Source organism: Opitutus sp. sgz309028 (assembly GCF_059821195.1).
In genome coordinates this window covers 708,555-732,450 of sequence record NZ_JCAMRR010000003.1, presented here as the reverse complement: position 1 = coordinate 732,450, position 23,896 = coordinate 708,555, and the positions used below count along the sequence as shown (strand labels likewise).

15 protein-coding genes are annotated in these 23,896 nt (G+C 65.3%); 4 read left to right on the top strand and 11 right to left on the bottom strand.

Going from position 1 to position 23,896, the window contains the following annotated elements; translation table 11 throughout:
* Window positions 1–280: 280 nt before the first annotated feature.
* The 3 genes from AC6RV7_RS14700 to AC6RV7_RS14690 form a co-directional block, all read right to left on the bottom strand.
* Window positions 281–4,315, bottom strand: coding sequence for an MBG domain-containing protein (locus AC6RV7_RS14700; protein WP_500094768.1), 4,035 nt, complete (start codon window positions 4,313–4,315; stop codon window positions 281–283).
* Between the two features lie 160 nt (window positions 4,316–4,475).
* A complete protein-coding gene (locus AC6RV7_RS14695; RefSeq protein WP_500094767.1) occupies window positions 4,476–5,909 on the bottom strand; it encodes a hypothetical protein in 1,434 nt (477 codons plus the stop codon).
* Between the two features lie 337 nt (window positions 5,910–6,246).
* Window positions 6,247–7,260 carry a LacI family DNA-binding transcriptional regulator gene (locus tag AC6RV7_RS14690; RefSeq protein WP_500094766.1) on the bottom strand — a complete coding sequence of 338 codons (1,014 nt, stop codon included), beginning with the start codon at window positions 7,258–7,260 and terminating at the stop codon, window positions 6,247–6,249.
* A gap of 391 nt (window positions 7,261–7,651) precedes the next feature.
* Between AC6RV7_RS14690 and AC6RV7_RS14685 the strand changes: the two genes are divergently transcribed.
* The 3 genes from AC6RV7_RS14685 to AC6RV7_RS14675 are packed head-to-tail and all read left to right on the top strand — an operon-like array spanning window position 7,652 to window position 12,185.
* Window positions 7,652–9,040, top strand: a complete 1,389-nt coding sequence (locus tag AC6RV7_RS14685; protein ID WP_500094765.1) for a Gfo/Idh/MocA family protein — start codon at window positions 7,652–7,654, stop codon at window positions 9,038–9,040.
* A 58-nt stretch (window positions 9,041–9,098) separates the two neighbouring features.
* On the top strand, window positions 9,099–10,019 hold the full coding sequence (locus AC6RV7_RS14680; RefSeq protein ID WP_500094764.1) for a hypothetical protein: 921 nt from the start codon (window positions 9,099–9,101) through the stop codon (window positions 10,017–10,019).
* Window positions 10,020–10,046: 27 nt separating this feature from the next.
* Window positions 10,047–12,185 carry a serine hydrolase gene (locus AC6RV7_RS14675; RefSeq protein ID WP_500094763.1) on the top strand — a complete coding sequence of 713 codons (2,139 nt, stop codon included), beginning with the start codon at window positions 10,047–10,049 and terminating at the stop codon, window positions 12,183–12,185.
* A 138-nt stretch (window positions 12,186–12,323) separates the two neighbouring features.
* Here the strand turns inward: AC6RV7_RS14675 and AC6RV7_RS14670 are convergent, their stop codons facing one another.
* From AC6RV7_RS14670 to AC6RV7_RS14645, 6 genes are read right to left on the bottom strand one after another with little or no spacing between them, the layout of a single operon-like run.
* Window positions 12,324–13,175, bottom strand: coding sequence for a PIG-L deacetylase family protein (locus AC6RV7_RS14670; RefSeq protein WP_500094762.1), 852 nt, complete (start codon window positions 13,173–13,175; stop codon window positions 12,324–12,326).
* Entirely contained in the window at window positions 13,172–14,596 is a 1,425-nt protein-coding gene (locus AC6RV7_RS14665; RefSeq protein ID WP_500094761.1) for an ROK family protein, read from the bottom strand. Before AC6RV7_RS14665 ends, AC6RV7_RS14670 begins: the two co-directional genes overlap by 4 nt.
* Window positions 14,597–14,608: 12 nt before the next feature.
* Window positions 14,609–16,519: a glucosamine-6-phosphate deaminase gene (gene nagB, locus AC6RV7_RS14660; protein ID WP_500094760.1), complete on the bottom strand. Its 1,911-nt coding sequence runs from the start codon at window positions 16,517–16,519 to the stop codon at window positions 14,609–14,611.
* A gap of 7 nt (window positions 16,520–16,526) precedes the next feature.
* On the bottom strand, window positions 16,527–17,450 hold the full coding sequence (locus tag AC6RV7_RS14655; protein WP_500094759.1) for an NAD-dependent epimerase/dehydratase family protein: 924 nt from the start codon (window positions 17,448–17,450) through the stop codon (window positions 16,527–16,529).
* Complete coding sequence (locus tag AC6RV7_RS14650; RefSeq protein WP_500094758.1) at window positions 17,447–18,583, bottom strand: phosphotransferase enzyme family protein; 1,137 nt, start codon at window positions 18,581–18,583, stop codon at window positions 17,447–17,449. The genes AC6RV7_RS14655 and AC6RV7_RS14650 overlap by 4 nt, the downstream gene beginning before the upstream one ends.
* A complete protein-coding gene (locus tag AC6RV7_RS14645; protein WP_500094757.1) occupies window positions 18,580–19,476 on the bottom strand; it encodes a nucleotidyltransferase family protein in 897 nt (298 codons plus the stop codon). The genes AC6RV7_RS14650 and AC6RV7_RS14645 overlap by 4 nt, the downstream gene beginning before the upstream one ends.
* A gap of 97 nt (window positions 19,477–19,573) precedes the next feature.
* On the opposite strand from AC6RV7_RS14645, the gene AC6RV7_RS14640 reads away from it, so the two are divergent.
* Complete coding sequence (locus tag AC6RV7_RS14640; RefSeq protein WP_500094756.1) at window positions 19,574–20,668, top strand: substrate-binding domain-containing protein; 1,095 nt, start codon at window positions 19,574–19,576, stop codon at window positions 20,666–20,668.
* 23 nt (window positions 20,669–20,691) lie between these two features.
* On the opposite strand, the gene AC6RV7_RS14635 is transcribed toward AC6RV7_RS14640, so the two are convergent.
* Together AC6RV7_RS14635 and AC6RV7_RS14630 are read right to left on the bottom strand one after the other, a co-directional pair.
* A complete protein-coding gene (locus AC6RV7_RS14635; RefSeq protein ID WP_500094755.1) occupies window positions 20,692–21,813 on the bottom strand; it encodes a DUF4185 domain-containing protein in 1,122 nt (373 codons plus the stop codon).
* On the bottom strand, window positions 21,810–23,879 hold the full coding sequence (locus tag AC6RV7_RS14630) for a heparinase II/III domain-containing protein (RefSeq protein WP_500094754.1): 2,070 nt from the start codon (window positions 23,877–23,879) through the stop codon (window positions 21,810–21,812). The genes AC6RV7_RS14635 and AC6RV7_RS14630 overlap by 4 nt, the downstream gene beginning before the upstream one ends.
* Window positions 23,880–23,896 lie beyond the last annotated feature (17 nt).

The window sequence follows — 23,896 nt, the reverse complement described above, 5'->3', positions numbered from 1 at the left end:
GCTTCTCGCTCCTGGCGCGCCGCGCGAAAGCCAGCGCGCCATTTTTACGTCTCCGTATCGGGCAGGACTCGGCAACCGTCGTGGCGAGAGCATTCCGCTCAAAGCTTACTGGCGTCGCGGCCGCATTGTCATCGCGCGGAGCGCGATGCGCGCCGTGGCGATCCCGCTGAATCGTTCGCCACCACGCTCCTCACTTGGAGCGACCGACTGAGACGTCGATCGCCGTGCTCGGACAAGCCGGGCGGAGGATTTTCCGCCCGGCTGCAAGACAAGTTCTCGACTACGGAGCGACGACCACCAAGTCGTCAAACTCCGCGCTCGCCGACGACGTGATGAATCCTACCGAACCGGTCGAGAAGGCCGCGTCGGTCGCCTGCAGGATGAGGCGGCCGTTCAGGTAAATCTTGAGCGACTCGCCCACCGCCGCGACCCGCAAGGCCTGCCAGGCGTTCACGGCGATCGTCGCGGCACTCGTGGCGAGCGTCGTCGTGACGCCACCTTCGATTTTCTGCAACTCGAGCATGCCTCCGTTCCGCAGCGCGACCGCGTAATGATTCGCGGCGTCGAGGTGACGCACGGTCAGTCCGCACCATCCGTCCGCGGCGCCGAAGCTGAGCGGCTTAATCTCCACGTCGATAATCTGACGGTTGCCGCCGCCGCTGCCAATGTGCGCCCACGCGAGGCCGGTCGCTTCGGTTTGACGAAGCACGTGATTGTCGCCTTCGGCCGCGACCGACCACGCCCCACCCAATGTCGTCCAACCCTCGCTGTCGCCATCCTCGAAATCGTCGGCCGCCAGCACCGGACGGTTCGGCGTCGGATCGATGTGAATGTCGTCGAACGCAACGTCGCTGAAGAACGTCAGCAGACCGGCCGAACCCGAGGTGAAGCTTGTATCCGTTCCTTGGATCTTCAGCTCGCCGTTCACATAACCTTTCAACGTCGAACCGATCGCTTCGAGCCGGAGACGATACGTCGTTCCGACCGCGACCGGAAACGACGTCACCGGCGGCGCGATGTTCGCCGCGACGTTGTTCACGATCCGCTTCAACTCGATCGTGTTGTTGGTCCGCAACACGAGGTAATAGTAGTTGTTCGGAGTGGCACCGTGCCGCGCCAGCACGCCAAAGAAGCGGTTGTTGCCCGTGACTTCGCGCAGCGTCACATCCGCCTCGACGACCTGATCGGCCCAATCCGTGTCCGCGCGCACGGAACGCACCGCGGTTAGTCCGGGATTGGTCTGCCGGTAGACACGTGTGCCGACGTCTGAACTGACGGTCCACGTGCCGCCATCGGAGATCCACTCCTCGGCCGCACCGGTCTCGAAGGTGTCGAAGATCGCATTTGCGACCGTGACGTTCACCGGTGCCGAGGTGGTCGTGTTGCCTTCACGATCGCGCGCGACGGCGGTCAGCACGTAGTCGCCTTCAGTCGTGGGCACTGTGTTCCACTCCAACGCGAAAGGCGCGGTGCGGACTTCGGCGCCCAGATTCGTGTCGTTGGCCCTGAACTGAACGCCGACCACGCTGCGATCGTCGCTCGCCTCGGCCGTGACACTCACCACGCCTTTAATCGTTGCGCCATCGCTTGGCGTGACGATCGCGATCGCCGGTGCGACCGCGTCCGCCGTCTGCCGCAGTGTCGCGCCGCCGTTGACCGTCAGCCGATTCGCGACCACCCGGCCCGCGAGTTGCGCGCCGCTGTTCAGCACGATCGTGCCGGACGGAGCCACGATCGCGCCGTGAAAGGCCACCGCGCCGTTGAGTGTCACGCCTCCCGAGGCAACCTGCAACGTGAGCCATCCGGGATTCGCCGCCGCACCCACGGTGGCGTGGTTGAACATCGCCGTGTTCGCGAGCGTGATCACGACCGGCCCCGCGACCTGCAGCTGGCTTCCGCTGTTCAACGTGAGGCTTTGCAGATGATAGATCGCGGGATGGGCCGCACCCGCAACACCGAGGCGAAAGCCGCTGCCGCTGTTCGCGGTGAAGTTGCCGTAGGTGCCGGGCGGAACCTCGATCGCGCCGACGCCGCTGTTGAGCGTAAGATTCCGCAACGTCGCGAAATCGCCGGGATCCTGGCCCGGATGATTGAGCGACACGTTTCTCGTGCCGGACGGCGTGATCGGTGCCGCGACCGTCGGCAACGCCGGTGCATCGATTCGTCGCATCGTGTGGCGCAGGCGTGCACCGCCGTTGAGCGTGATCCGATGCGCCGTCGGCGAGGCTGCACCTTCGCCATCGATCGTTCCGCCGTAGCTCGGTGTGCCGTTGATCCGCACTTCGGGCGTGCCCGCGACGAGCAGATCGCCGTTCACGCTCGCGCTGCTGTTCAACGTGATGCTCTCCGGCAGGACAACCTGGATCGAACCGTCCACCCCGCCATTGATCGCGGGTGCGTGCCGCACAAACGCGGTGGGTGCGATCACCAAGGTGCCACGCGCGGTGCCGCTGAACGCTGGATCTAGAATCGTCGCGACGACCTCGTAGGAGCCCGGCAACGTTGGCGGAGTCGGACTACCATCGTAAAGCACCTCGACTGCGAGGTTCTCGGGGAACGTAACGACGGTCGCCGGCTTTGGCGTTCCAGAATACGTGAAGTTCAAATCGGCGAACGCGACCGGCGGCGGCACGTCGACGACTTCGACGGTAACGGCGTCGGTGCTCGTCGCGCCTGACGGGTCGGTCACGACCAGCGTCACGATCGTCTGGCCAACCGGCAGCAAAACCGTCGGTGTCGCCCCGGTGGCGCTGCCGCCCGGCCAGGACCAGGTGTAGGCAAGCGCATCGCCGTTCAGGTCATAGGAAGCGCGGCCATCGAGTGTCACCGCCGCCGTCGGCTCGCCGTGCACCACCGCGGTCTGATCGCTGCCGGCATTCGCGACGGGCGGGACGTTGTCGGCCGTTTCGACCGCCGCAGCCATGAGGTGCAGCCACTCTTCGAGATTTGTGTAACCATCGCCGTCATCATCGGCGTTGCCGTTGGCGGGAAGCTCGAGCGAACGCTGATTCTGCAGATTGGCGGGTGCCCAGGGATCGGAGCCGAGATCGGAGAATCGCTCGAGAAACGTGCCGCCGGCCGGATACGGTTTCGTGCGGTCGAGCATCTCGCCGATGAGCGCCGCATCGATCGGATCGCGCTGCGCGGGAAATTTGCCGGCGCCAAGCAGCAGATTCGCTTCCACCTGATCCGATGGCCACGGCGCCCACGACGTGCCGCCGGAGTTCGCATAAGGGTCGGCCTCGAGTCGCGTCACCGGCGTGCCGGAGCGATCGCGGACGATCTCCTCGTTCAGGAGCCAGGCGTTGTTCTGCGGATCGAGGAGCCGGTTGTCCGCGAGATAGAACGCGGCGCTGGCGGACACGTTGTCGCTGATATAGATGCCCGTGCTGTAGAAACTGGGATGGTCCGTCGGCGTGGTGATGAGCGTCTGCGGATCGACAATCGACGGATCCGGCAGCCGCGTGATGTCCATGACGAACGGCGTCGGGTGGCGAACGATCGCGTTGCCGACGACCGAGACCTGATGCGGGGCCGCGGTGATGTTGTCGAAACGGATGACGCCGTTCGGCCACGGGGCGGGCCGATAGATGAGGTTATTGATGATCTGCGCGCCCGCCGTGGCGTTGGCCACCGCAGGATTCCGGCCGTAGTTGAACGCCAGAATGTTTCGAATCAGCGAAATGTTCGAGGTGTTCGGCCCCACGAGCGGGCCGAAGCCGTGCGTGCCTTCCGAATGGCTGCGCAGCCGCGAGTGGCCGCTGGCGTCTGGCTCGCCGTTCATGATCGGTTTCGCGAAAATGCTGTTGAGGAACGTGACGTTCGTGATCGCTCCGTTTGCGCCCCACATCGAAGCCATCTCGTCGACCGACCAGCTGCAGGAAACGTGATCGAGCACGATGTTCGAAACCGTCACACCGGCGGGAGTTTCGATCTTGATCGCGTCACGATTGTCCAGCTGCCCCTGCGTGCCGACGAGATTTCCCGGTCTGATCGCGATGTGCTGGATCAGGATGTCGTGCGAACGAATGCTGATGCCGTAGTTTCGCAGGGTGATGCCGGGATACGGCGCCGTCTGGCCCGCGATCGTCAGGTGCGAATAGGCGCCGAACGAATCGTCGCGAATGACCAGATCCGACTGGAGGTCGATCACGCCCGAGACTTCAAAGACGATCACCCGCGGCTGCCGCATGCTCGCATCTTCGATGCCGAAGCGCAGTGAACCGGGACCGCTGTTGTTGAGGTTGGTGACGCGATAGACGATGCCGCCGCGCCCCGCTGGCGTGTCGGTGCCGAAACCGACGGCTCCGGGCACGACAGGAAGGGCAAACGTCAAAACGGAACTGAGCAATGCGGCAGCCGCCGCGCCCAGGAATCTGAAGGGGGAACAACTCGAGGGTTTCATGGTAGTGGGGGAAGAAAGCAGACGGGAACAGGACGCGGCCCGCGGATGGGCCGGTCTCGCAAAAAAAGGATCAACCGCGAGGTCGACCGCTCTCGAGCGCGGCCGCGAGTCCATGCAGCCACGCCTCGAGATTCGTGTAGCCATCCCCGTCGTCGTCGCCGTGGGGGTTGTCCGGCAAGGTCAGCGACCGCACGTGCTGCAGGTCGACGGGAGCCCACGGATCTTCACCCGCGAGATCCTGAAGAAACGATCCCGTCCGCGCGCGGACTTTTGCCACGAGGGCCGCGTCAATCGCATCGCGCTCCGCCGGCCGCTGCCCCGCCCGCGCGAGCACCGCCGCCTCCACCTCTTCGGAAGACAACGGAGTCCAGGACGTCCCGCCGGAATTCGCATAGGGATCCGAGGTCAGGTGCGCGACGGGATGCTTGGTGCTGTCCTTGAAAATCTCCGTGCTCCACGGGTCGCCATCCGACGGATGCCAGGCGCCGGTTTGCGGGTTCTGCACGCGGTTGTCGTGCAGATAGAGGCCTGCCTCCGGCGAAACGACGTCGTGCACGTAAATCGCGGTGTTGCGATAATCGCTCGCGGCAAAATCGCGCCGCGCTCGTACGCCGTCCGTTCCCGTCATCTCGAGCTGGAACGGCACGGGATGCCGCACGATGATGTTGCCGATCACCGACACCGCGTGCGGCGGCAGCGTGAGGTCGCCGATGTAGATCGCGCCGTTGGACCAGATGCCCGGACGATAAATGAAGTTGTTCACGATCTGCGCGCCGCCGGTCTCGTCGCGGATCAGCGGGTTCCTGCCGAAGTTGAACGCGAGGAGGTTGCCAATCAGCGAAAGCCGGGAGGTGTTTCGGCCACCCAATGGCCCGTAGGGATGCGAGCCCTTGCTGTGGCCGCCGTTGACAACCGGCTCGCTGAAAATGCAGGACGAGAAGGTCACGTCTTCGACGGAGCTTCGGTCGCTCCACGTCGAGACGGTTTCGTCCACCGCCCAGCTGCAGGACACGTGATCGATCACCACGTGATGCACCGGGTGCCCCGGGTAGCCGCCGATCTTGATGCAATCGCGATTGTCGACCGGCTTGAGCCGGTCGCCCGGCCGGATCGCGAGGTGCTGGATCAGGATATCATGAGATTGGATACTGAGACCGCCCCCCGCGAGGGTGATCCCTGGAGCCGGGGCGGTCTGGCCCGCAATCGTGAGGAAGCCGTAGTCGCCGTGTCCGTCGTGACGAATGACGAGATCCGATTCCAGGCGGATCACGCCCGACACTTCGAAGACGATCACGCGCGGGCCCGTAATGTTTTCGACGCCGTGACGAAGCGATCCCGGACCGTCGTTCGCGAGTGTGGTCACGCGATAGATCGCGCCACCCCGGCCTGCGGGAGTGTCGGTGCCGAAGCCGATCGCGTGCGGAAACACGGGCAGCGCGACCGCCCGCGTCGCACCGGGAAAACACGCCCCGCTCAGGGCCAGGATACCTGCGAGAGCCCGCACCGCCCGAAATGGCGCCGCTAAAATTCCAATGCGCATGTGTTCCGCACAACACCCAAGTCCCCGGGCGACGCAAGCAGATATTCGCCGCCCGACTTAGCTCTATACAGGCGGTCCGGCGCCGCGCGCCTTCGCCGCGGTCCGCGCGGCAGCGTGGCCGCAATCTGTCGTGAGGATCACAACCGCATTTGGGCCGACGGTGATTTGGGGCCGTCAGGCGCCGTTCTTCCCAGGCGCCGCGCTCCGCAGATGCGCTATGGGGGCTCCTGCCCCGCAGGTAAAAACCTGCGCTAATTCGGCGGGGTCAGGAGACCCCGCCCTACCTCCCCGCATTCGATTGTCAGGCGCGCCAGACCGGTCCGGTCGATTCGCCAATGATTAACTCGGGCGCGACCGTCTCGGCGTCGGCCCGGCCGCGTTGGTCCGCGGGGAGCTCGAGTTGCTCGAGCAAAAGCGCACCGGCGCGCTCCATCAGCCGAAGCGGATTCTGTTCGATGGACGTGAGCGTCGGATGCAGTTTGCGCGCGAGGTCGAGGTTGTCGAAACCGGTGACCGACATCTCCCGCGGCACGTCGACGTTGGCGTTCTTCAACGCCTGGATCGCGCCCAGGGCCATGCGGTCGTCGAGCGCAATCAGCGCCGTCGGACGCTTCGGCCATTTCAGGACGGACTCGGCCATGAGTTCGCCCGCCTCGATCTGGCTCTCCACCTCGGGCATGCCTTTGACCGCCGTGAGTGCGCGCGACGCATCGAGACCGTGCGCTTCGGCCGTCTCCACCAGAGCGGACCAACGCCACGGATCGTCCTCACCAATCCCCAGCAGCGCAAAGCTCCGATGCCCGAGCCGCAGTAGATGCTCCATCAGCAGGCGCATCGCGCGGCGCCGGTCCACCGAAACGCACATTGTCGGCTGCGGCTCGTGCGGATCCACGTGTACGCACGGAGTATCGCCCAACACCTTTCGCGACGTGGCCGCGTCGAGCTCGGAGTGGATGAGCACGATGCCGTCGACGTGAATGCGCCGGAAATCCTCGATCGCACGCACCTCCTGCTGCACATCGCGCAACCGCATTTCGAGGAGACTGCGCAACTGATGCCGCCGCAGAAACTCCTGCAGATGATAGACCTTCCGATCGAGGATCGGATTGCCGAGCCCCATGAAGCACACGCCGATCATGCTGGTGCGGCGCCCGCCGAGACCACGCGCAAGCGGATTGGGACGGAACCCCACCTCTTCCATCGCCGCCATGATCCGCCGGCGGGTCTTCTCGCTTACTTCGGGATGGCCGTTGATCGCGCGCGACACCGTCCAGCTCGACAGGCCGAGGTATTTGGCGAAATCGGGAATCGACATGATCGGCTCCGGCGTGGTGCGCCGAACCGGTTTCTTCGAGGAAGCTGCACTGCGAGCCATAGACAAGTTGGGTTGCCTGCACGCGGCACTCAGGTCCGGCGCCAGACGTCGCCAGAATTATGCGGGGGGCACCAATAGCAAGGAAACTCTCCCACCCGGCCACGGCCGCCCGGCGGATGGCGGCCCGCGCCGAAACGCATTTCCTCAAACGCGGTTGCCAATAAATCGAGGCTCAAATTTTACGCAAAAAATTCCGCCACAAAGGTCTTTGCGACGACCCTGACGAAGAAATGCATTAACGCTGGACTATATCTAATGCGCATTAGATTAAATGGGGCAAGGGCTCCCTGAACGACGCGGTTGCGCGTCGCGAGCCCGGATCTCTCCTCGCATGATCATTCAGAATTCCCCAGCTCCGTCCGCACCCTCGAAGGTCGGGCGGCCCACACGTTTTGCCTATGTCGGCACCGGCGGCCGTGTCCGCATGTTTCTCGATCCCATACCGCTTCAATTCGCGGACTCTGCCGAGATCGTCGGCCTGTGCGATTCCAGTCTGGTCCGGGCGAACTACCATCGTGACCGCTTGCGGTCGCAATTCGGGTATCGCGAGGTGCCTGTCTACGATGCCGCGAGCTTCGGCCGCATGCTGCAGGAGACGCGTCCGGACACCGTGATCGTTTGCACGATCGACAGCGAACACGATCGCTACATCGCCGAGTCGCTGCGCGCAGGCTGCCATGTCATCACCGAAAAACCGATGACGACGACAGCGGAGAAATGCGCTGCCATCTTTCAGGCCGTCGCCGAGACCGGCAACTCCGTCCGCGTCGCCTTCAACTACCGGTGGGGTGCCGGCCCGACGAAGGTCCGTGAAGTCATCGCCTCCGGAGCGATCGGTCGCGTGCGACACGTCACCATGGAGTATCTCCTCAACACCAGCCACGGCGCAGATTATTTCCGACGCTGGCATGCGCAAAAGCGGAACTCCGGCGGGCTGCTCGTTCACAAATCCACGCACCACTTCGACCTCGTCAACTGGTGGACCGACGCGATTCCCGCCCAGGTTGTCGCCTACGGCGCGCTGCAGTTTTACGGACGCCAGAACGCGATCGCTCGCGGCGACGAAGCCCTGACGCGCTACTCCCGCTACCACGGTAACGCGGTCAATCACGATCCGTTCGCCTACGACTACAACCGATCGATGATCCGGGACCCGGCCATGGAGCAGGCCATTTATCTCGGGGCGGAAAAAGAGACCGGCTACGTGCGGGATCAAAATGTTTTCCGCGACGACATCGACATCGAGGACGCGATGGCGGTGCTGGTGCGCTATCGTGACGGCACGCTGCTGAACTATTCGCTCAATGCCTACAGCCCCTACGAGGGCTATCGTGTCGCCTTCAATGGCGACCGCGGCCGAATCGAATACAGCGAACTTCACGGTGCCCACGTAATCGGCAGTGCCGCGGTCGGTGAGGAGCATCTTGGCGCGCGCGAGCCCGAACTGCGCGTGTTTCCGCATTTCCAAACACCTTATCAGATCCAAGTTCCCCGTCCCAAGGGCGGCCACGGTGGCAGCGATCCCCTGCTGCAGGAGCAGATCTTTTCGCCCCAGCCGCCAGCCGATCCCTTCCAACGCGCCGCCGGTCACGAACAGGGGGCGGCTTCGATCCTCGTCGGCATCGCGGCGAACCAGAGCATCGCGACGGGCCAGCCGGTCGACCTTTCGAGCTTGTTCGATCTGAAACCCGCGGCCCGACGCCTGTCGGAGCTGCAATAACCCCGCCCCCCGCCGTCCGCCGCGTTGCCCGCGCCGGACGGCGCAGCCCTGCTTTCTCATGACCCTCTCCCCTCGCCTTTCCGTCCACCTTGGCCTCACGCTACTCGTGACCGCCTTCGTCTTTGCGGCCGGGCGCGTCGCGGCCGAGACCCGCCCGGAACAACTGACACTGGAGGAGCAACCCGGTGTATTCACGATTCATTACAGCGGGCGTCCGGGCTACATCGGCATTCCGTCCTGGCAGGCCGTCGTCCGCCAGGACGACGCCGGCAACATCACCGCGCTGCACGTGCCGGCGGATCATCCTGTCCCGCTGTCGTCGCGGACCGGCCAGTGGCCGATCAGCATTGTGATGTCGAAGAACACCGGCGGCGTTGAGGGCACCATGACCAAGGGCCGCGAGAATTTCGCCCGGTTTTCCGTCGAAACCTTCCGGCTGGTCGAGCGTTCGCTGGACAAGATCGTGATCGCGGTCGGAGGTCCGTCCAAGAATCGGCACTACGAACACCAGCGCACCTACACGTTCACGCCTGTCGGTATCCAGATTGAAGGCACGCTGCTTCCGCTCATCGATCTTTCGTCGGTGGCCTTCGATCCCCACTTCAACCGCACCCAGATCGCCGATTCGCATCTCGCGCTGCTGCCGCTGCGCACACAGGGACGCGGCGGCTGGGTTTACATGGCCCCGAGCGGTCGCGACGGCGCCACGGCGTTGCCCGAAGGCGTCGATTTTCCGCTCGAGGCGCAGCTTCGCCTGCGGCGCGAGCAGCCGATCTTCCTGAAGATCTTCTACGACCAAACCTTCGAATCCGCCGCCGGCAAACGCGTACTGATCCACAACAACAAGGACGGTTGGGAAGCCAAGGCCGACAAGGTCATCTTCGAAAAGCTGGTCGGCATCGTCGGTTATCCGGTGCCCAAAGGGGCCCGACAGACTTTCAAGGTTCGCTTCGAATTCGAAACGCAGCCTTGGGATTGACGCGCTCCCCGCAGAAGTTTTCCCACCATGGTTTCCCCTCTATTTCCCGCTTTTCCCTTACGGTCGCGTGCGCCCGCCCTCCGCCGCCTCGTCGGCATTGGTATCGCTGTGTGCGGTCTCACGGCGAGCGCCGCGGCCGGCACCTTCCCCGCCGAGTTCCCGATGGCGACGCCCGAAGCGCACGGTTTGGTGTCCGAAAAACTCGATGCGATCTGGTCCGGCCTCGAGCAGCGACAGACGAAGATCTTCGTCGTGATGCGCAACGACCGCATCGTCTACGAACGTTATTCCGGCGGCTACACGCGGACGAAGCCGCATTACACCGCCTCGCTCGCCAAGACGCTCGTCGGCGGCCTTTCGCTCATGCTCGCCATCGACGATGGCCGGATCGACCCAGCCGATCGCGCGAGCCGCTTTGTTCCCCAGTGGCGCGATGATCCGGTGAAGCGCGACATCACCATCGCCCAACTCGCCACCCACACCTCGGGAATCGAAGACGCCAACGAGGAAGGCGTGCCGCATCGCTCGCTCACTGGCTGGAAGGGCGAATTCTGGAAACAGTCGCCCATTCCCAACGACCCCTTCACGCTCGCCCGCGATCGCGCCCCGGTGCTGTTCACACCCGGTTCGCAGTATCACTACAGCAACCCCGGCATCGCGATGCTCACCTACTGCGTCACGGCGGCATTGCGCGACACGCCGCATCCCGACGTGCGTTCGCTGCTGAAAGCCCGCGTGATGGATCCGCTGGAAATCCCCGAGAACGAATGGAGCGTCGGTTACGACCGCACTTATGAAATCGACGGCCTGCCGCTCGTGGGTTCGTGGGGTGGCGCCAATTTCAGCGCCAATGCCACCGCGCGAATCGGCCGGATGCTGCTGCACAAGGGCGATTGGGACGAGACCACGGTTTTCTCACAAGAAATCGTGGCCCGGGCGCGCCGCTCCGCCGGCCTGCCGAGCAATTCCGGGCTCAGCTGGTGGATCAACATCCGCCCCGACTTCACGCGTGTATTTCCCACCGCGCCCGCCGATTCGTTCTGGGGGCTCGGCGCCGGCGGACAATTTTTTCTCGTGATCCCAAGCCTCAACCTCGTCGTCATCCGCTACGGCGAACGCCTGGATCCGGAACGCGAGTTGATCGACACGATGCGCGATTTCATCGTCGCGCCGCTGATGCAGGCGTTCGCGCCGCAGTCCCACCCGCCGTATCCGCCCAGCCAGGTCATTCGCCGGATCGAATGGGCTCCCGCCGACACGATTGTGCGCCAGGCGCCCGGCAGCGACAACTGGCCGATGACGTGGGCCGACGACGACGCGCTCTACACTGCTTACGGCGACGGCAACGGCTTCGCGCCGCTCGTGCCGGACAAGCTCAGCCTTGGCTTCGCGAAGATTGCGGGAGGCCCCGCGGATTTCAGCGCGGAAAACATCCGCACCGCGAGCGGCGAGCAGCTCGGCGACGGGCGTCACGGCAAGAAGGCGAGCGGCATCCTCATGGTTGACGGCGTCCTCTACCTTTGGGTCCGCAACGCCGGCAACTCCCAGCTGGCCTGGTCCGCCGACCACGCGAAAACCTGGACCTGGAGCGACTGGAAATTCACCGAGAGCTTCGGTGCACCTTCGTTCCTCAACTTCGGTCGCAATTACCAGAACGCCCGCGACGGCTACGTGTATGTCTACTCGACCGACGCCGACACCGCCTATGTGCGCGCCGACCGCCTCGTGCTCGCGCGCGTGCCCAAAGACCGGATACGCGAACGCGCCGCCTACGAGTTTTTCGTCCGCGTGGACGAACACGGTGCCCCCGTGTGGTCGCCCAACATCGGCGATCGCGGCGGTGTCTTCACCAACCCCGGCGCCGTTTACCGGACGCAGGTCAGCTATCACGCGTCGTCCAAACGCTACCTCCTCAACACCATCGGGCGCGGCAACGACACTCGCTTCCACGGTGGATTCGGCATCTACGACGCGCCCAATCCGTGGGGCCCGTGGACGACTGCGTTTTTCACCGACAACTGGGACGTCGGCCCCGGCGAGACCAACAGTTTTCCTACCAAATGGATGAGCGCCGACGGCCGCACCGCGTGGCTCGTGTTTTCCGGCGACGATCACTTTTCGCTCCGGAAGGCGACGCTTCACTACGCCGACGGTTCCAATCCGTAACGACGCGGCGTGCAGAAACCGGTTCGAATCTACTCCATGTCTGCCCCGCCGTCATCGCGAGGAGCGCAGCGACGAAGCAATCCGGCTGGATTGCCACCCCGCGTTGGGCGCTTCTCGCAATGACGGGATAGCAGCGCCTCAGCCCATCCGCAGCAGCCGATCCTCGACGTCCTTCTGCAGTCGCCGGACGTGTTCGAGCGTGTAGTCGACGAGCGAGAGCCTCGGCGTATGCAGCAGCGGCGTGAGGTCCATCGCCCAGGTGATGCCGTTCACCCGGTCGGTCGCGTGCGAGGTGTGAAACGTCGCGTGCGCCGCGCGCCGGCCCAGGGCCGCCAGATCGTAGCGTTTCCCGCCGGTCACCTGGGAATCGAACACCTTGAGCAATTCCGCCGCGAGTTCCGGGTGCCGGCCGGAGTCGAGCGCGACTTTGTCATCGTCGACGAGCCAGTCGAGATCGCGCCACACTTCGCAACCGAGAACCTGTTTCGGCTGACGCTCCCGCGGCAGCGCGCGCAAGGCCGTGAGGCAGCGCGCCAGCACCGCGACATGCGTGTCGTGCTTGTCGGCCGGATTGTGCAAATAGACGATCTCCGGCCGGCAGGCGTTGAAGATCGCCGCGAGATCGTGCGCGACGTCCGCATTCCCCGGCGATTTCACCGCCGCACTCGGATGCGCGAGCTGCAGCTGGATCGCATAGCGGCCCAGCCGCGCCGCGGCCCGCTGCTCATTGCGCCGAACCTTCTGCATCTCCGCGTCGGTCATCTGCGCGTAGGTGCCGGTGCGCGGCGATCCGGACCCGTTCGTCACCACCACGCCGCCAAAGGCGCGTTCGGGCGTCTCGAGGCAGTCCGAGATGCCGGCATGCGCCATGATCTCGATGTCGTCCTGGTGCGCCGCCACGCACAGGTGCGTCACGCGCGCGAGCGCCGCTTCCGGCGAGATGTCGCCGGCGGACAGGTAGATGTCGGCTTGGGGCTGGGACAGTTTCATGGAGAAATCTTCTTGCGCAGCGACGGGAGGCTCGCCGCGGCGATCGCCTGGCCGTGACGCTTGTCGTGCTCATTGGGCGTGTGCAGCCGGATCGTTTCCGCGAGGGCCGGAAACTCCGCACGCAAGACCGCTTGCGCCTCGTCGAGAATCACATCGCCGCCCGCGCCGCTCGTCACGCGCCCGAGCACGAGCACGTGCCGCAGCTCGTAAAAATCGGCGTAATGCGCGGTCGAATACCCGAATGCCGCGCCAATCGATTCATAGATCGCCCGCGCCCGCGGATCGCCCTTGGCCATGGCAGACTGCACCGCGACCAGCTGTTCCGGCAAAGGCTGGTCCGAGGGAAAATCAAATCCTGCCGCGCGCGCCAGCCGGCCGACACCTTGCTGCGAGAAATACTGCACGCCGCAGCCGCGATCGCCCGACCATTCGTCCCGCGGCGCATCGGGATGATAATCGACGGGCGCAAAGGCGAGTTCGTTGAGCCACGAGGTGATCCCTCCGCCCGAAGTCACATACCCGCCCGCTTGGCTCGTGCCGAGCGACACGCCCAGCACCGCTCCATCTCCCAAGCTCATCGAACCGGCGAGTGCCGTGACCTCGCCGTCATTCGCCACCTCGAAGGGGACCCCGCCCCATCGCTCCTGCAGCGTGAAAAACATCCGGCGGATTTCGCGGTCGAAGCGCTCCAGCGGCACGCCCCGGAACAGCGACGCGACCCGCACCTCGTTGTTCACATACACCCCGGCGGCACTGCCGCCGATCGCATCGACGCGGGGCAGGTGTGCCGCGGCGCGCCGCAGCGAATCCTGCACGCCTTCGATATGGTAGGCGGGATCCTGTTCGAAATACGGATTCCACGGAATCTCTTCGGAGAACACGACCCGTCCGTCGATCACGGCGGCGGCCTTGCGGTCGCTGCCGCCCAGATCGAAGCCGATGCGGCAGCCGTCCAGATTCCGGCCGAGCGGCAGCACGGCCACCTGCTCGCCGGGAAGCTCGTCGAAGTCCGCCGCTGCCACCGAGAACGCGCGGCCGTAAACCTTCTCACCCATGAAAGCGTGATCGAAGGCCCGCGCCGCACCCGGCGCATAAATCGCGGCCAGCTGCGCGGCCAGCTCCGGCGCGCCGGCAACCAGCACCTTGCTGCCGCCCTTCTGCCACAGCAGGAACTTCAGCAGGCGCTCGATGTAGGTGAGATTCAGATACGCCGCCGGATGTTCGCGCCCGAGCACCCTGGTCTGCTGCCGTGCGGCGGAGCCGTCCGGACGGACGAGTGCGAGGGCGAGCGGCCGGGCGGTGCGATCTTCGGCCACGAGCGCGCGATACGCGCGGTTCCAAAGCGCCGCGGGCAGGAAATTTTTCTCCAGTCGCGGAGGGCGCGCGGGCTGGAGGTTCAGGAGGGTCAAGGGATCCGTCATCGTTGGCATCGGTTAGAAAGGCGCCCGGCAAAACGCCTCGATCGCTTCGTAGTTCGCCAGCCCGAGCCGGTCGTAGGTGTCGGCCAGCCCGCGGTTCTGCTGCTCCGCCTGCTGCCAGGGTTCGCGCAGACCGGTTGCGACCGGCGTCTGGCTGCGCTGGCTCTTGTGTTGAAAGACGGCTTGGATCTTCTGCTCGAGCTCCCGCGGACTGAACGGCACCGCCATGTCGATCTCCCCGGCGTCCCACGGCGTCTCGACGCCGCGATAAAGCCAGACGCGACATGCATCATACCAGGATTCCGCGGCGACGACCTGACAGGCCTGGCGCACGAGATCGAAGCAGACCGCGGAGACCGACGAGGGATCGTCACGATCGCCGGTCACGAAGATCTGATTCGGGGTGCGCTCGCGAAGCACGCGCACGATTGCGTCGACGTCGGCCCGACCGGGCGAAAACTGCCGGTAACGCCCGCGTTCGTAGAAACCGAGATCGAGGAACTGCGCCTGCGCGGCCGGAATCCCGCAATCGCGCAACGACGCCCGCGCTTCGCCGCGGCGCAACAGCCCCTTGAACCGGCGCACCTGCGGCGAGTCGCTCGCGAACGTCGATTTCGCCAGCAGCTCCTCGCGCACCTCGCGGTTGAACGCCTGCATCGGCCCTCCTGTCAGCTCGAACGCACCGCCGAGTTCCCCGATGAAATCGGCCGCGATCACGGCCTCCTCGTCCGGTAATCCGAGATTGCCGGACGTCAGATACACGACGGTCACCTCGTGTCCCTGATCTTGCAGCCGACGCAACGTGCCGCCCATGCCGAGCACGTCGTGCGAAGGCTCCGGACTGAGCACGACGACCCGCTTCGGAAACGGCCTCGCGCGCTCGGGCCGCGCCGAGTCGTCCGCGTCTGGTTTGCCGCCCGGCCAGCCGGTGATCGTATGCTGAAGCTCGTTGAAAATCTGGATGTTCAATCCATACGCCGGTCCCTGCTCCGTCAGCAGATCGGCCATGCCATGCTCGCTGTAATCTTCGTCGAGCAGTTTCAACACGGGTTTGTTGACCGTTTGCGCGAGCCAAACGATGGCCCGTCGGCGCAGTTGCGGCGTCCACTCCACCGGCCCCACTAGCCACGGATGCCGCATCCGCGTGAGCATCGCCGCCGCGGCGGGATCGAGGAAGAAACTCACCTGCGGATGACCTTGCAGGAAGCTCGCCGGCAGCGCGTCGGTCGGCGGTCCTTCCACGGCCTGGGCAACCACGCCGGCCTTCGCCTCGCCCCACGCGAGCAGCACGATGCGCCGGGCTTCGAGAATCGTGCCGACGCCCATCGAAATCGCATGCCGCGGAACGTTCGCCTCGCCGAGAAAATCGCGGGCTGCATCGCGGCGGGTGACACTGTCGAGAGTAACGAGGCGCGTGCGCGAGTCGCGCATCGAACCGGGTTCGTTGAAGCCGATGTGGCCGGTGCGGCCGATGCCGAGCACCTGCAGATCGAGGCCGCCGGCAGCGCGGATCTGTTCCTCGTAGCCGCGACACCAGGCGAAGGTTTCGTTGCGCGGCACCGTGCCGTCGGGCACGTGAATGTTCTCCGCCGGCAAGTCGATGTGATCGAACAACTGCTCATGCATGAACCGCCAGTAGCTCTCCGGATGCGTGCGCGGCAGACCGTAATATTCGTCGAGATTGAAGGTCACCACCCGACGAAAACTCAGCCCCTCCTCGCGATGAAGCCGGATGAGCTGACGATAGAGCCGCACGGGCGTCGAGCCGGTCGCGAGGCCGAGCACGGTCGGACGCCCTTTGGCATCGTGGCGGCGGATGAGAGCGGCGATCTCTGCGGCAACGCGCGCGCACGCGTCGTCGGCGGAGGAAAAAATTTCCGTGGGGATGCGTTCCCGTTCCTGCGATTCGACGGTGGCGGAGGTCATGGGCGGACTACTTGGCTGATTGGGAACGGAAATACTCGAGGGTTGAACGCAGCCCGGCCTCCAGCGAACCGGTCGGCCGGAAACCGGCCGCCGCGAGCCTGTCTACGCTCGCCCGCGAATGCCGCACGTCTCCGGCCCGCTCGGGAGCGTAACGAATCTCCGAACGCGAGCCGGCCAGCGCGATGATCCGCTGCGCCAGCTCCAGGATCGTGATCTGTCCGCCGTAGCCGACGTTGAACGCGCCGCAGGCGCCGGGCGTCGTGGCCGCGAAGACGTTGGCCGCGACAATGTCCTTCACGTAAACGAAATCGCGGGTCTGGCCCCCGTCGCCATAGATCGTCAGAGGCTGATGCGCCAGCGCCCGCTGGATGAAGATCGGCACCGCCGCCGCATACGCGCCGGCGGGATCCTGCCGCGGACCGAAGACGTTGAAGAAACGCAACGCCGCGGTCGCGAGCCGGCCGGATTCGTTGTAGTGCTGGCAGTAATACTCGCCGTCCAGCTTCGTGACCGCATACGGGCTGCGCGGCTCCGGCAGCATGTCCTCACGTTTCGGCACCACCGGATTGCTCCCGTAAATCGCCGCCGAGCTGCTGAGGCAGAGCTTGCGCACGCCGGCCGCGGCTGACGCCTCGAGCACGTTGAGCAGGCCGGTGACGTTGAGCTCGACGCACTCGTGCGGGCGCTCGACCGATTCCGGCACGCTGACCAGCGCCGCAAGATGAAAGACGTAGTCCACGCCCTCGACCGCCCGTCGCACCGCGGCGCGATCGGTGATCGAGCCTTCGATGAACTCGACGTCGAGACCGGCGAGGTTGCGCCGGTGACCGGTGCGCAGGTTGTCGAGCACGCGCACCTGCGCCCGCCCTTGAAAGTGTTCCGCGAGATGGCTGCCGATGAAACCCGCGCCGCCGGTGATCAACACTCTCATGACGCATGCCTCCGCACGATCGCCTCCATCGGGCCGGCCTGCGCCTCGAGGCTGCGCACGAGCGCGAACTGGTTGCGCGCGCGGTCGAGGTTATGGCCTGGCCGCTTCGTTTTGAAATAGATGTCTCCCTCGAGGAAATCAGTCAGGAAACGCAGCCCGACTTCCAGGGTGATGAGCCGGCCCGAGAACGCCAGGTGCGCGATTTCCGCCTCGTTCAGGAACGGCCGCGCGGCCGCGAGATAGCCTTCGACCAGCGCCTCGAAGATCGGCAGGCGCGCATGGACCCGCGAAAGATCCCGCTCGTCCTCGGCCGCCGCATTCGTGGCGGACCGCACCATGTCGCCGAAATCGTAGAGCGCGAGGCCCGGCATCACCGTATCCAGATCGATCACACAAACGCCCTCCTGCGTGGCGTCGTCGATCATCACATTGTTCAGTTTCGTATCGTTGTGGGTGATACGTTCAGGCATCTCCCCCCGCGCCTGCAGGTCGAGCAGCCGGTCCACCTCGGACTCTCGCGCGCGGACGAACTCGAGCTCCGCCCTCGCCTCCGCGGCGCGTCCCTGCTCGTCGCGCGCGGCGGCGCGCTGCAGGGTCTCGAAGCGGCTGCGCGTATGGTGGAAGTTCGGGATGGTCTCGTGCAGGCGGCCGCCCGGCAGGTCGACCAGCAGTTGCTGGAACTCGCCAAAGGCCCGCGCCGCCTCCCGCGCCTGGCGCGGGTTTTCGATGATGTCATGCGTCCGGGCGCCTTCGATGAAAAGATAGCAGCGCCACCAGCCGCCGTCCGCATCGCGGTGCCACGGTTTCCCGTCGAGCGCGGGCACCAGCGTCAGGGCGCGGCGCGCGGCATCCTCCCCGCCCCGCTCGCCGGCTTTCAGGGTAGCATGGGCGGTGACCCGCGAGATGTTCTGCATCAGCGCGGGCACGTCCTTGAAGATCCGATGATTGATCCGCTGCAGGATGTAGCGCACGGGCCGGCCCGCCTGATCGAACGTGACCGCAAAGGTGTCGTTGATATGGCCGCTGCCGTAAGGCGTCCCTTCGCGAAACCGGCCGAGCAGCGGAAAGCTGCGGACGATCGTCGCGAGGTCCGGCCTCGTGGATGCGGCGATGGGAGAAATGGCAGTGCTCATGAAGTGAGAGTCGCGCCCAAGGTTGCCGGATACTCGCCGGCGGCCACGAGTTGCCGGATCGCCTCGACGACGCGGGGTTTGTCGTCGCGGTAGGTGATGCCGAACCACGTCGCCTGAGTGGGCAGAACGCTCACCCGCGCCTCGCCGGATTCGATCATCGCGGAGACGGCAGCCGGCAGATAAAATTCCGATTTCAAATCCTCGCCGCGGGTTTGCAGGAAAGCGGTGAACTGCCGTTCGAGCGCAGCGAAGATCGCCGGCTTCAGCCCCCAGCAGTTCATCGACACGATTTCGTCGCCCGAGAACGTCCGCCCTGGGCCGACATCCTCGCGCCGGATTCCGGTGTGCTCGACGATCGTTCGCAGCCCGTCGTCGCCCTCGGTGCACACGCCTCGTGAGACCGCGCCGTTTTTTGAGAGAGTCCTGGCCAGACGAAAGCCAACCATCGCGAGGTGAGTCGGTTGGGACGACGCGGGGGTGCCGCGCAGAAAGTCGCCGAGTCGGGCCAGCGAGTCGCGGCCGTAGAAATCGTCGGCATTGATCACCGCGAACGGCCCTTGGACGGCCGTTCGCGCACACCACACCGCATGCCCTGTGCCCCAAGGCTTGGTGCGGTCCGAGGGGCAGGTGAAACCCGCCGGCAGCGCATCGAGTTCCTGGAAAACGTAAGCGACCTCCACGGCCGCCGCATAGCGGTCGCCAATGCGGGCCCGGAACTCAGTGGCGAACTCCCGCCGGATCACGAACACGACCCGGGAGAAACCGGCGCGAATGGCATCGAACACCGCGAAATCGAGCACCGTTTCCCCGCCGGGACCGACCGCGTCGAGTTGCTTGAGGCCGCCGTAGCGGCTGCCCATGCCGGCAGCAAGGATCACGAGGCTCGGTTGCATGCGATGTTGGAACAGCGCTCGTCTTAGTTGCGCAACAAAATTATTTTGTTTCACACATTTTCGTTGCGTTGCCGACGGCCTGGTTTTCCTCGGACCCATGGCCCGCGCCCGCTCCAACCGCCCTTCAGCCGTATCCCCCCCGCCGGATCTGGCGGCACGCCTGCGCCGTCTCGTCGCCGAGGCCCCCAACGACCGCCCGCTGCCCACCACCCGTGCGCTCGGGCGGACCTTCGGTGTGGCCAACACCACGGTGTTCCGGCTGTTGCGCGACCTGGGCGCGTCCGGCGAAATCTGGCAGCATCCCACCAACGGTCGCTATTATCCGGCCGCCGCCCAGGCGGTGATCGATCGGCCGAAACCGGTGGCGTGCCTCTTCCGGCGCCTGGAGCTCGGCAGCGCGCTGTATCGGGAGCTGCTCGAGGGCGTGAGTGTCGGCTGCGGCGCCAACCGTCGCACGATGCTGCTCTGGCACGACGAACTTCTCGTCAACCATCCCGACCCTCACGAGCCACCGGTCTTCGCCACCATTGCCCAGCAACGGGCAATTCTCGCCGACTTTCTCGATCGCCACGGCGAGGCGGCGGGAGGTTTCGTGCTCGATCACGTGTGGAGCGACGAAGCGCTGAGCGGCTTTTGCGACCGCCTGCGGCCGGCGGTGGTGCTCTTTCGGAAATCGTCGCTCGAAAGCTGCAGCAATGTGCGGGCTGATTTTTCTGCGGGTGCCTTCAAGGCTCTTGCGCACCTGCTCGGCCGCGGCTTCGAACAGATCGTGCCGGTGGAGCCGTTTCGCGGCGATCCGGCGGTGGCCGAATTCATTGCCGCACTCGATACCGCCGCCGGCGAACTCGATTGTCGTAATCGCATCGCATCGCTGGTCAGCGCCAGCACGGCCAGGGAGCGCGCGGCGCTGATCGAGCGGCTGCGGCGCACGAGCAAGCGCGCCGTCCTGCTATGCCCCGAAGATCATGTCGCGGCGCTACTGGTGGAGGCGGCGCGTGACGCCGGTCTGCGCTGCCCGGAGAAACTCGGCGTGCTTTCGGTGATGGGCACCGACTTCGCGATCAAAACCGGGTTGAGCTGCCTGCGCTTCGATTTCCGCGAACTGGGTCGCCGCGCGGTGGAAGCCCTCGCCAGTGCCGAGCCGCAGCGACACGCGCTGGAGCCTCAATTTTTCAGTGGCTCGACGACCTGAATCCGCCGCGCCTCGCGCAGAGCTCACGGATCCTGCACCAGTCGGAAACGCCCCTCGATCGAAGCCCAGCGGTCGTTCTTCGTGTGCACGATCACGAAGTCGCGGCCATCGGCGCTGAGCCATTTGTTGACGAAGGTGAAGATGATCGTGAGCGCGCCCCAGCGCTCCGGATTATGCTCGGTGTGCACGTGCGTCCACGGGCCCCACGGCTCCGGCGCATCGTAGATGCTCATCCAGCCCGAGCGGTCCTTGGTAATCGTGGTCAGGAGGTAGCGCCGTAAACCCGGGTTGTAACTCACCGCGATGCGGTGCGTGCCATTGACCGCATCCGCCCACGTCGGCTGCCGCCGCGCAAGGTCGCGCGTCCAGCGCGGCTGCCCCGCGTCGTCGACGCCCGCGAAGAACTCGTAGGCCGCCTTGTCCTCGAGGCGGTCACGGTGCACGCGCAGCAAATTGATGCGGCCGGGCAAACGCACGTGCCAATGCGATGGATCGATGATGTCGGGCGCGTAAACGTAGACATAGTCGTCGCGCGCGCCGGCATACGCGCGACCGAACTGACAGAACGCCGGCGCGAACATGCCCGCGTCGTCCGCCGGGAAATCCTCGCTCTTGCTGAAACGCACCCCCGTCGCGCGCCAAGTGGCGCCGAGATCGTCGGAGCGCCAGAGTTCAACGAACTTGAAGTAGCCGGGACTCGAGGCGTCGCCGTCGCGCCAAAGATAAAGCGTGTCACCGAGCGCGAGGATGCCCTCGCTTTTTCCGGTGAACGGCGGCGCATGCGGCGCGCCCACGCCGCCGGCGAGATTCTCTCCCCGATAGTCGCGCGGGCCGCCGATGACGCGCGCCACGCCGAACGAAACGCGGCCTTCGTCGTTGGTGCCGCCGAAGCCGCCGCCGTCGCCCCACGCCGTGTAGAGTTCGCCATCAGCCGCCCACGTGAGCGGCCAGATGTCGCTCCCCGGTGCCTCCGTGCGCGCCGTGGCGTCGTCGAACTCCACGCCAGCGATGACATTACTTTGTGGATACGCGGGGCGAAAGATTGACGGGCCCTCGCCCGGGTTCGCCGGCGCGCTCGACGCAGCTGCGACCAGCGACACGAGTGGCAGCCACCATCTCATCAGAGGGAGCGAGGTCGGGTTCATGGCGCGCGTTCGATTCGGGCGGCGCCGCCAGCCGCGAAAGGGAATTCGATCTTCCAGCCGGCAACGTTCACTCCCACCCGCCCTTCGTCACGCGTCAGCTTGGCGTCTTCGGCAGCAACCGGCGCAGCACCGGCGTCGTCCACGAAGAGCACGTGGAGAAAATAGTCGCGGTTGGCCGGCGCCGACGGTGACACCTCGAGCCTCCAGGCGCCGCCCTCGCGTCCCGGTCGCACGCGGTGCGTCGGGTCCCACGGATGATTCTCGCCGTCGACCCACGCTTCTTTCCCCGGTCCGCCGACGAGGTCGAGCCTCGCCTGCTCGGGCAGCAGCGTGACGCACGTCAACCGGCCGCCCTTGTGCTCCGCGACCGTGACGCGTCCGTGCACCGATGGCTCGTTCACGGTGTGGAGAAGAAACTTTTTTTGGAAATACGGCTTCGCACTTTCGACGCGGTCGAAGACAACGACCACCGGATGCGCGCGCCCGGTGCCGCGGAGATAAACGATGTCGCGCTGGGCGAGGCTCACGCGGGCAGGATCGTAAGCCTTCGTGGCATCGCCCGACGCGTAAGTATAGTCCGCGGTGTCAACGAAACGGGTGATTCCGTCGAGATGGGCTTGGCCGCCGGGTTGCAGGTCCTCGAGCTTCGTCGGCTCTTCGCGGTAGGTTTGTCCACCGTCGTTCGAGGCCGGTTCGCCGAGCACGGTCATCTTCTGGGCGGGATCGAACACCACGATCGCGTTATGGGCGATGGTGCGGGTGAAATAATTGCGCCAATGCGGTCCACCATAGCCGCCTTTCTGGGTGCCGCCTTCATCGTAGAGACCCGAGTCGATTGCGAGGCCGCCGCGATAATGAAGCGTGAACGAGTTCTCGTCGCGGTGGTGATGGTTGGCCGAATAAAACGGCACCGAGCGAAACTGCAGGAGCGTCGTGGCTTCGTCCCAACGGTCGCGCGCGACGACCACGCCAGCGTTGCCGAAATTTTTGCTGAGCGGCAACGGGGCCTGCGGATCGTCCGGCGCGCGCGGCGTAACGCGTTTGTCGCCGAACAGGATGTCGGCGAAGCGGTCGTGATGACGCCGGATGGTCCAGGCCGCGTAAGGATCCTTGAGGACGCCGGACGCGATCATGAGCAGATCGCGATGGTAAGCGTTGAGGTCGTCCTGCACCGTGTAGGCGTCGCCGGTGTTGGGATAGAAGCCGTCGCCCTGCCGGCCGTAGATCCAGAACCGCGGGAGCTTCCCGAGCCAGGGAAAGAAAACCGTTTCGTTGGTTGCGACGGACCAGACGAGATTGATGCCGCCGGTCAGGTAGGCGGCGCTGTAGGCCCAGCCCATGTGATAGCCGCCTTCGTTGGCGATCCACGCCTGGGCCGGGAAATAGCCGTTCAACCAGTGATTGCGCACCACGAGCAGCTTGTCCCGGAGGTCCGGTCGCTCCGACACCACCGCCAGGAGTCCGGCGGCGAGGGCGAAATTCCCCCAGCGGGAGTGACCGCCGATGTAGTTCGTCGACCCGCTCGCGAAATACCAGTTGCGATCGATGTGGGCCACAATGGCCTCCCGCAGCCGCTGTCGCTCCGCGTCGGATAAAAACGGATACAACCAGTCGTAAGCGATCGCCAGACACTGCAGGCGGCCGCGATATTCGTTGTCGTTGCCCACGGGGCCGGCGGCGGCCAGCGCCTCCGCCCAAGCCTTGGCCCATGCGAGATACTTGCGGTCTCCGGTGACCACCGCCGCGAAGACGACGTTGCGGCCCGACCAGAGCTTCAGATGGGGACCTTGCGCAAGCTTCGCTGCGGGCTGGCGCAGCGCCTCCTGCTCGATCTGATCCAGCATCTCCCGCCATTCGGCGCGATAATCGCCCGCGATACGTTCGCGGATCGCCGGCAGGTCCGAACCCCGGAAAAACAAACGCGGATGGCCTTCGTGGACCTGGAAATCGGCGGAATCGTCATGGATCACCACGTTCGGGATCTCCGTCTGGCCAATCTGATAGGTGGCGTGAGCGGACGCGGCGATTCCGACGGAGAAAAGAAAACGAATCAGGGTGGATTTCATGACCATAGCGGAAAGCT

Bases quoted from the DNA above. Each gene is read 5' to 3' on its own strand.
- AC6RV7_RS14640 (WP_500094756.1), top strand. From the start codon at position 19,574: ATGGCCCGCGCCCGCTCCAACCGCCCTTCAGCCGTATCCCCCCCGCCG.
- AC6RV7_RS14665 (WP_500094761.1), bottom strand. From the start codon at position 14,596: ATGACGGATCCCTTGACCCTCCTGAACCTCCAGCCCGCGCGCCCTCCG.
- AC6RV7_RS14670 (WP_500094762.1), bottom strand. From the start codon at position 13,175: ATGAAACTGTCCCAGCCCCAAGCCGACATCTACCTGTCCGCCGGCGAC.
- AC6RV7_RS14630 (WP_500094754.1), bottom strand. From the start codon at position 23,879: ATGAAATCCACCCTGATTCGTTTTCTTTTCTCCGTCGGAATCGCCGCG.
- AC6RV7_RS14655 (WP_500094759.1), bottom strand. From the start codon at position 17,450: ATGAGAGTGTTGATCACCGGCGGCGCGGGTTTCATCGGCAGCCATCTC.
- AC6RV7_RS14690 (WP_500094766.1), bottom strand. From the start codon at position 7,260: ATGTCGATTCCCGATTTCGCCAAATACCTCGGCCTGTCGAGCTGGACG.
- nagB (WP_500094760.1), bottom strand. From the start codon at position 16,519: ATGACCTCCGCCACCGTCGAATCGCAGGAACGGGAACGCATCCCCACG.
- AC6RV7_RS14675 (WP_500094763.1), top strand. From the start codon at position 10,047: ATGGTTTCCCCTCTATTTCCCGCTTTTCCCTTACGGTCGCGTGCGCCC.
- AC6RV7_RS14650 (WP_500094758.1), bottom strand. From the start codon at position 18,583: ATGAGCACTGCCATTTCTCCCATCGCCGCATCCACGAGGCCGGACCTC.
- AC6RV7_RS14680 (WP_500094764.1), top strand. From the start codon at position 9,099: ATGACCCTCTCCCCTCGCCTTTCCGTCCACCTTGGCCTCACGCTACTC.
- AC6RV7_RS14645 (WP_500094757.1), bottom strand. From the start codon at position 19,476: ATGCAACCGAGCCTCGTGATCCTTGCTGCCGGCATGGGCAGCCGCTAC.
- AC6RV7_RS14685 (WP_500094765.1), top strand. From the start codon at position 7,652: ATGATCATTCAGAATTCCCCAGCTCCGTCCGCACCCTCGAAGGTCGGG.
- AC6RV7_RS14635 (WP_500094755.1), bottom strand. From the start codon at position 21,813: ATGAACCCGACCTCGCTCCCTCTGATGAGATGGTGGCTGCCACTCGTG.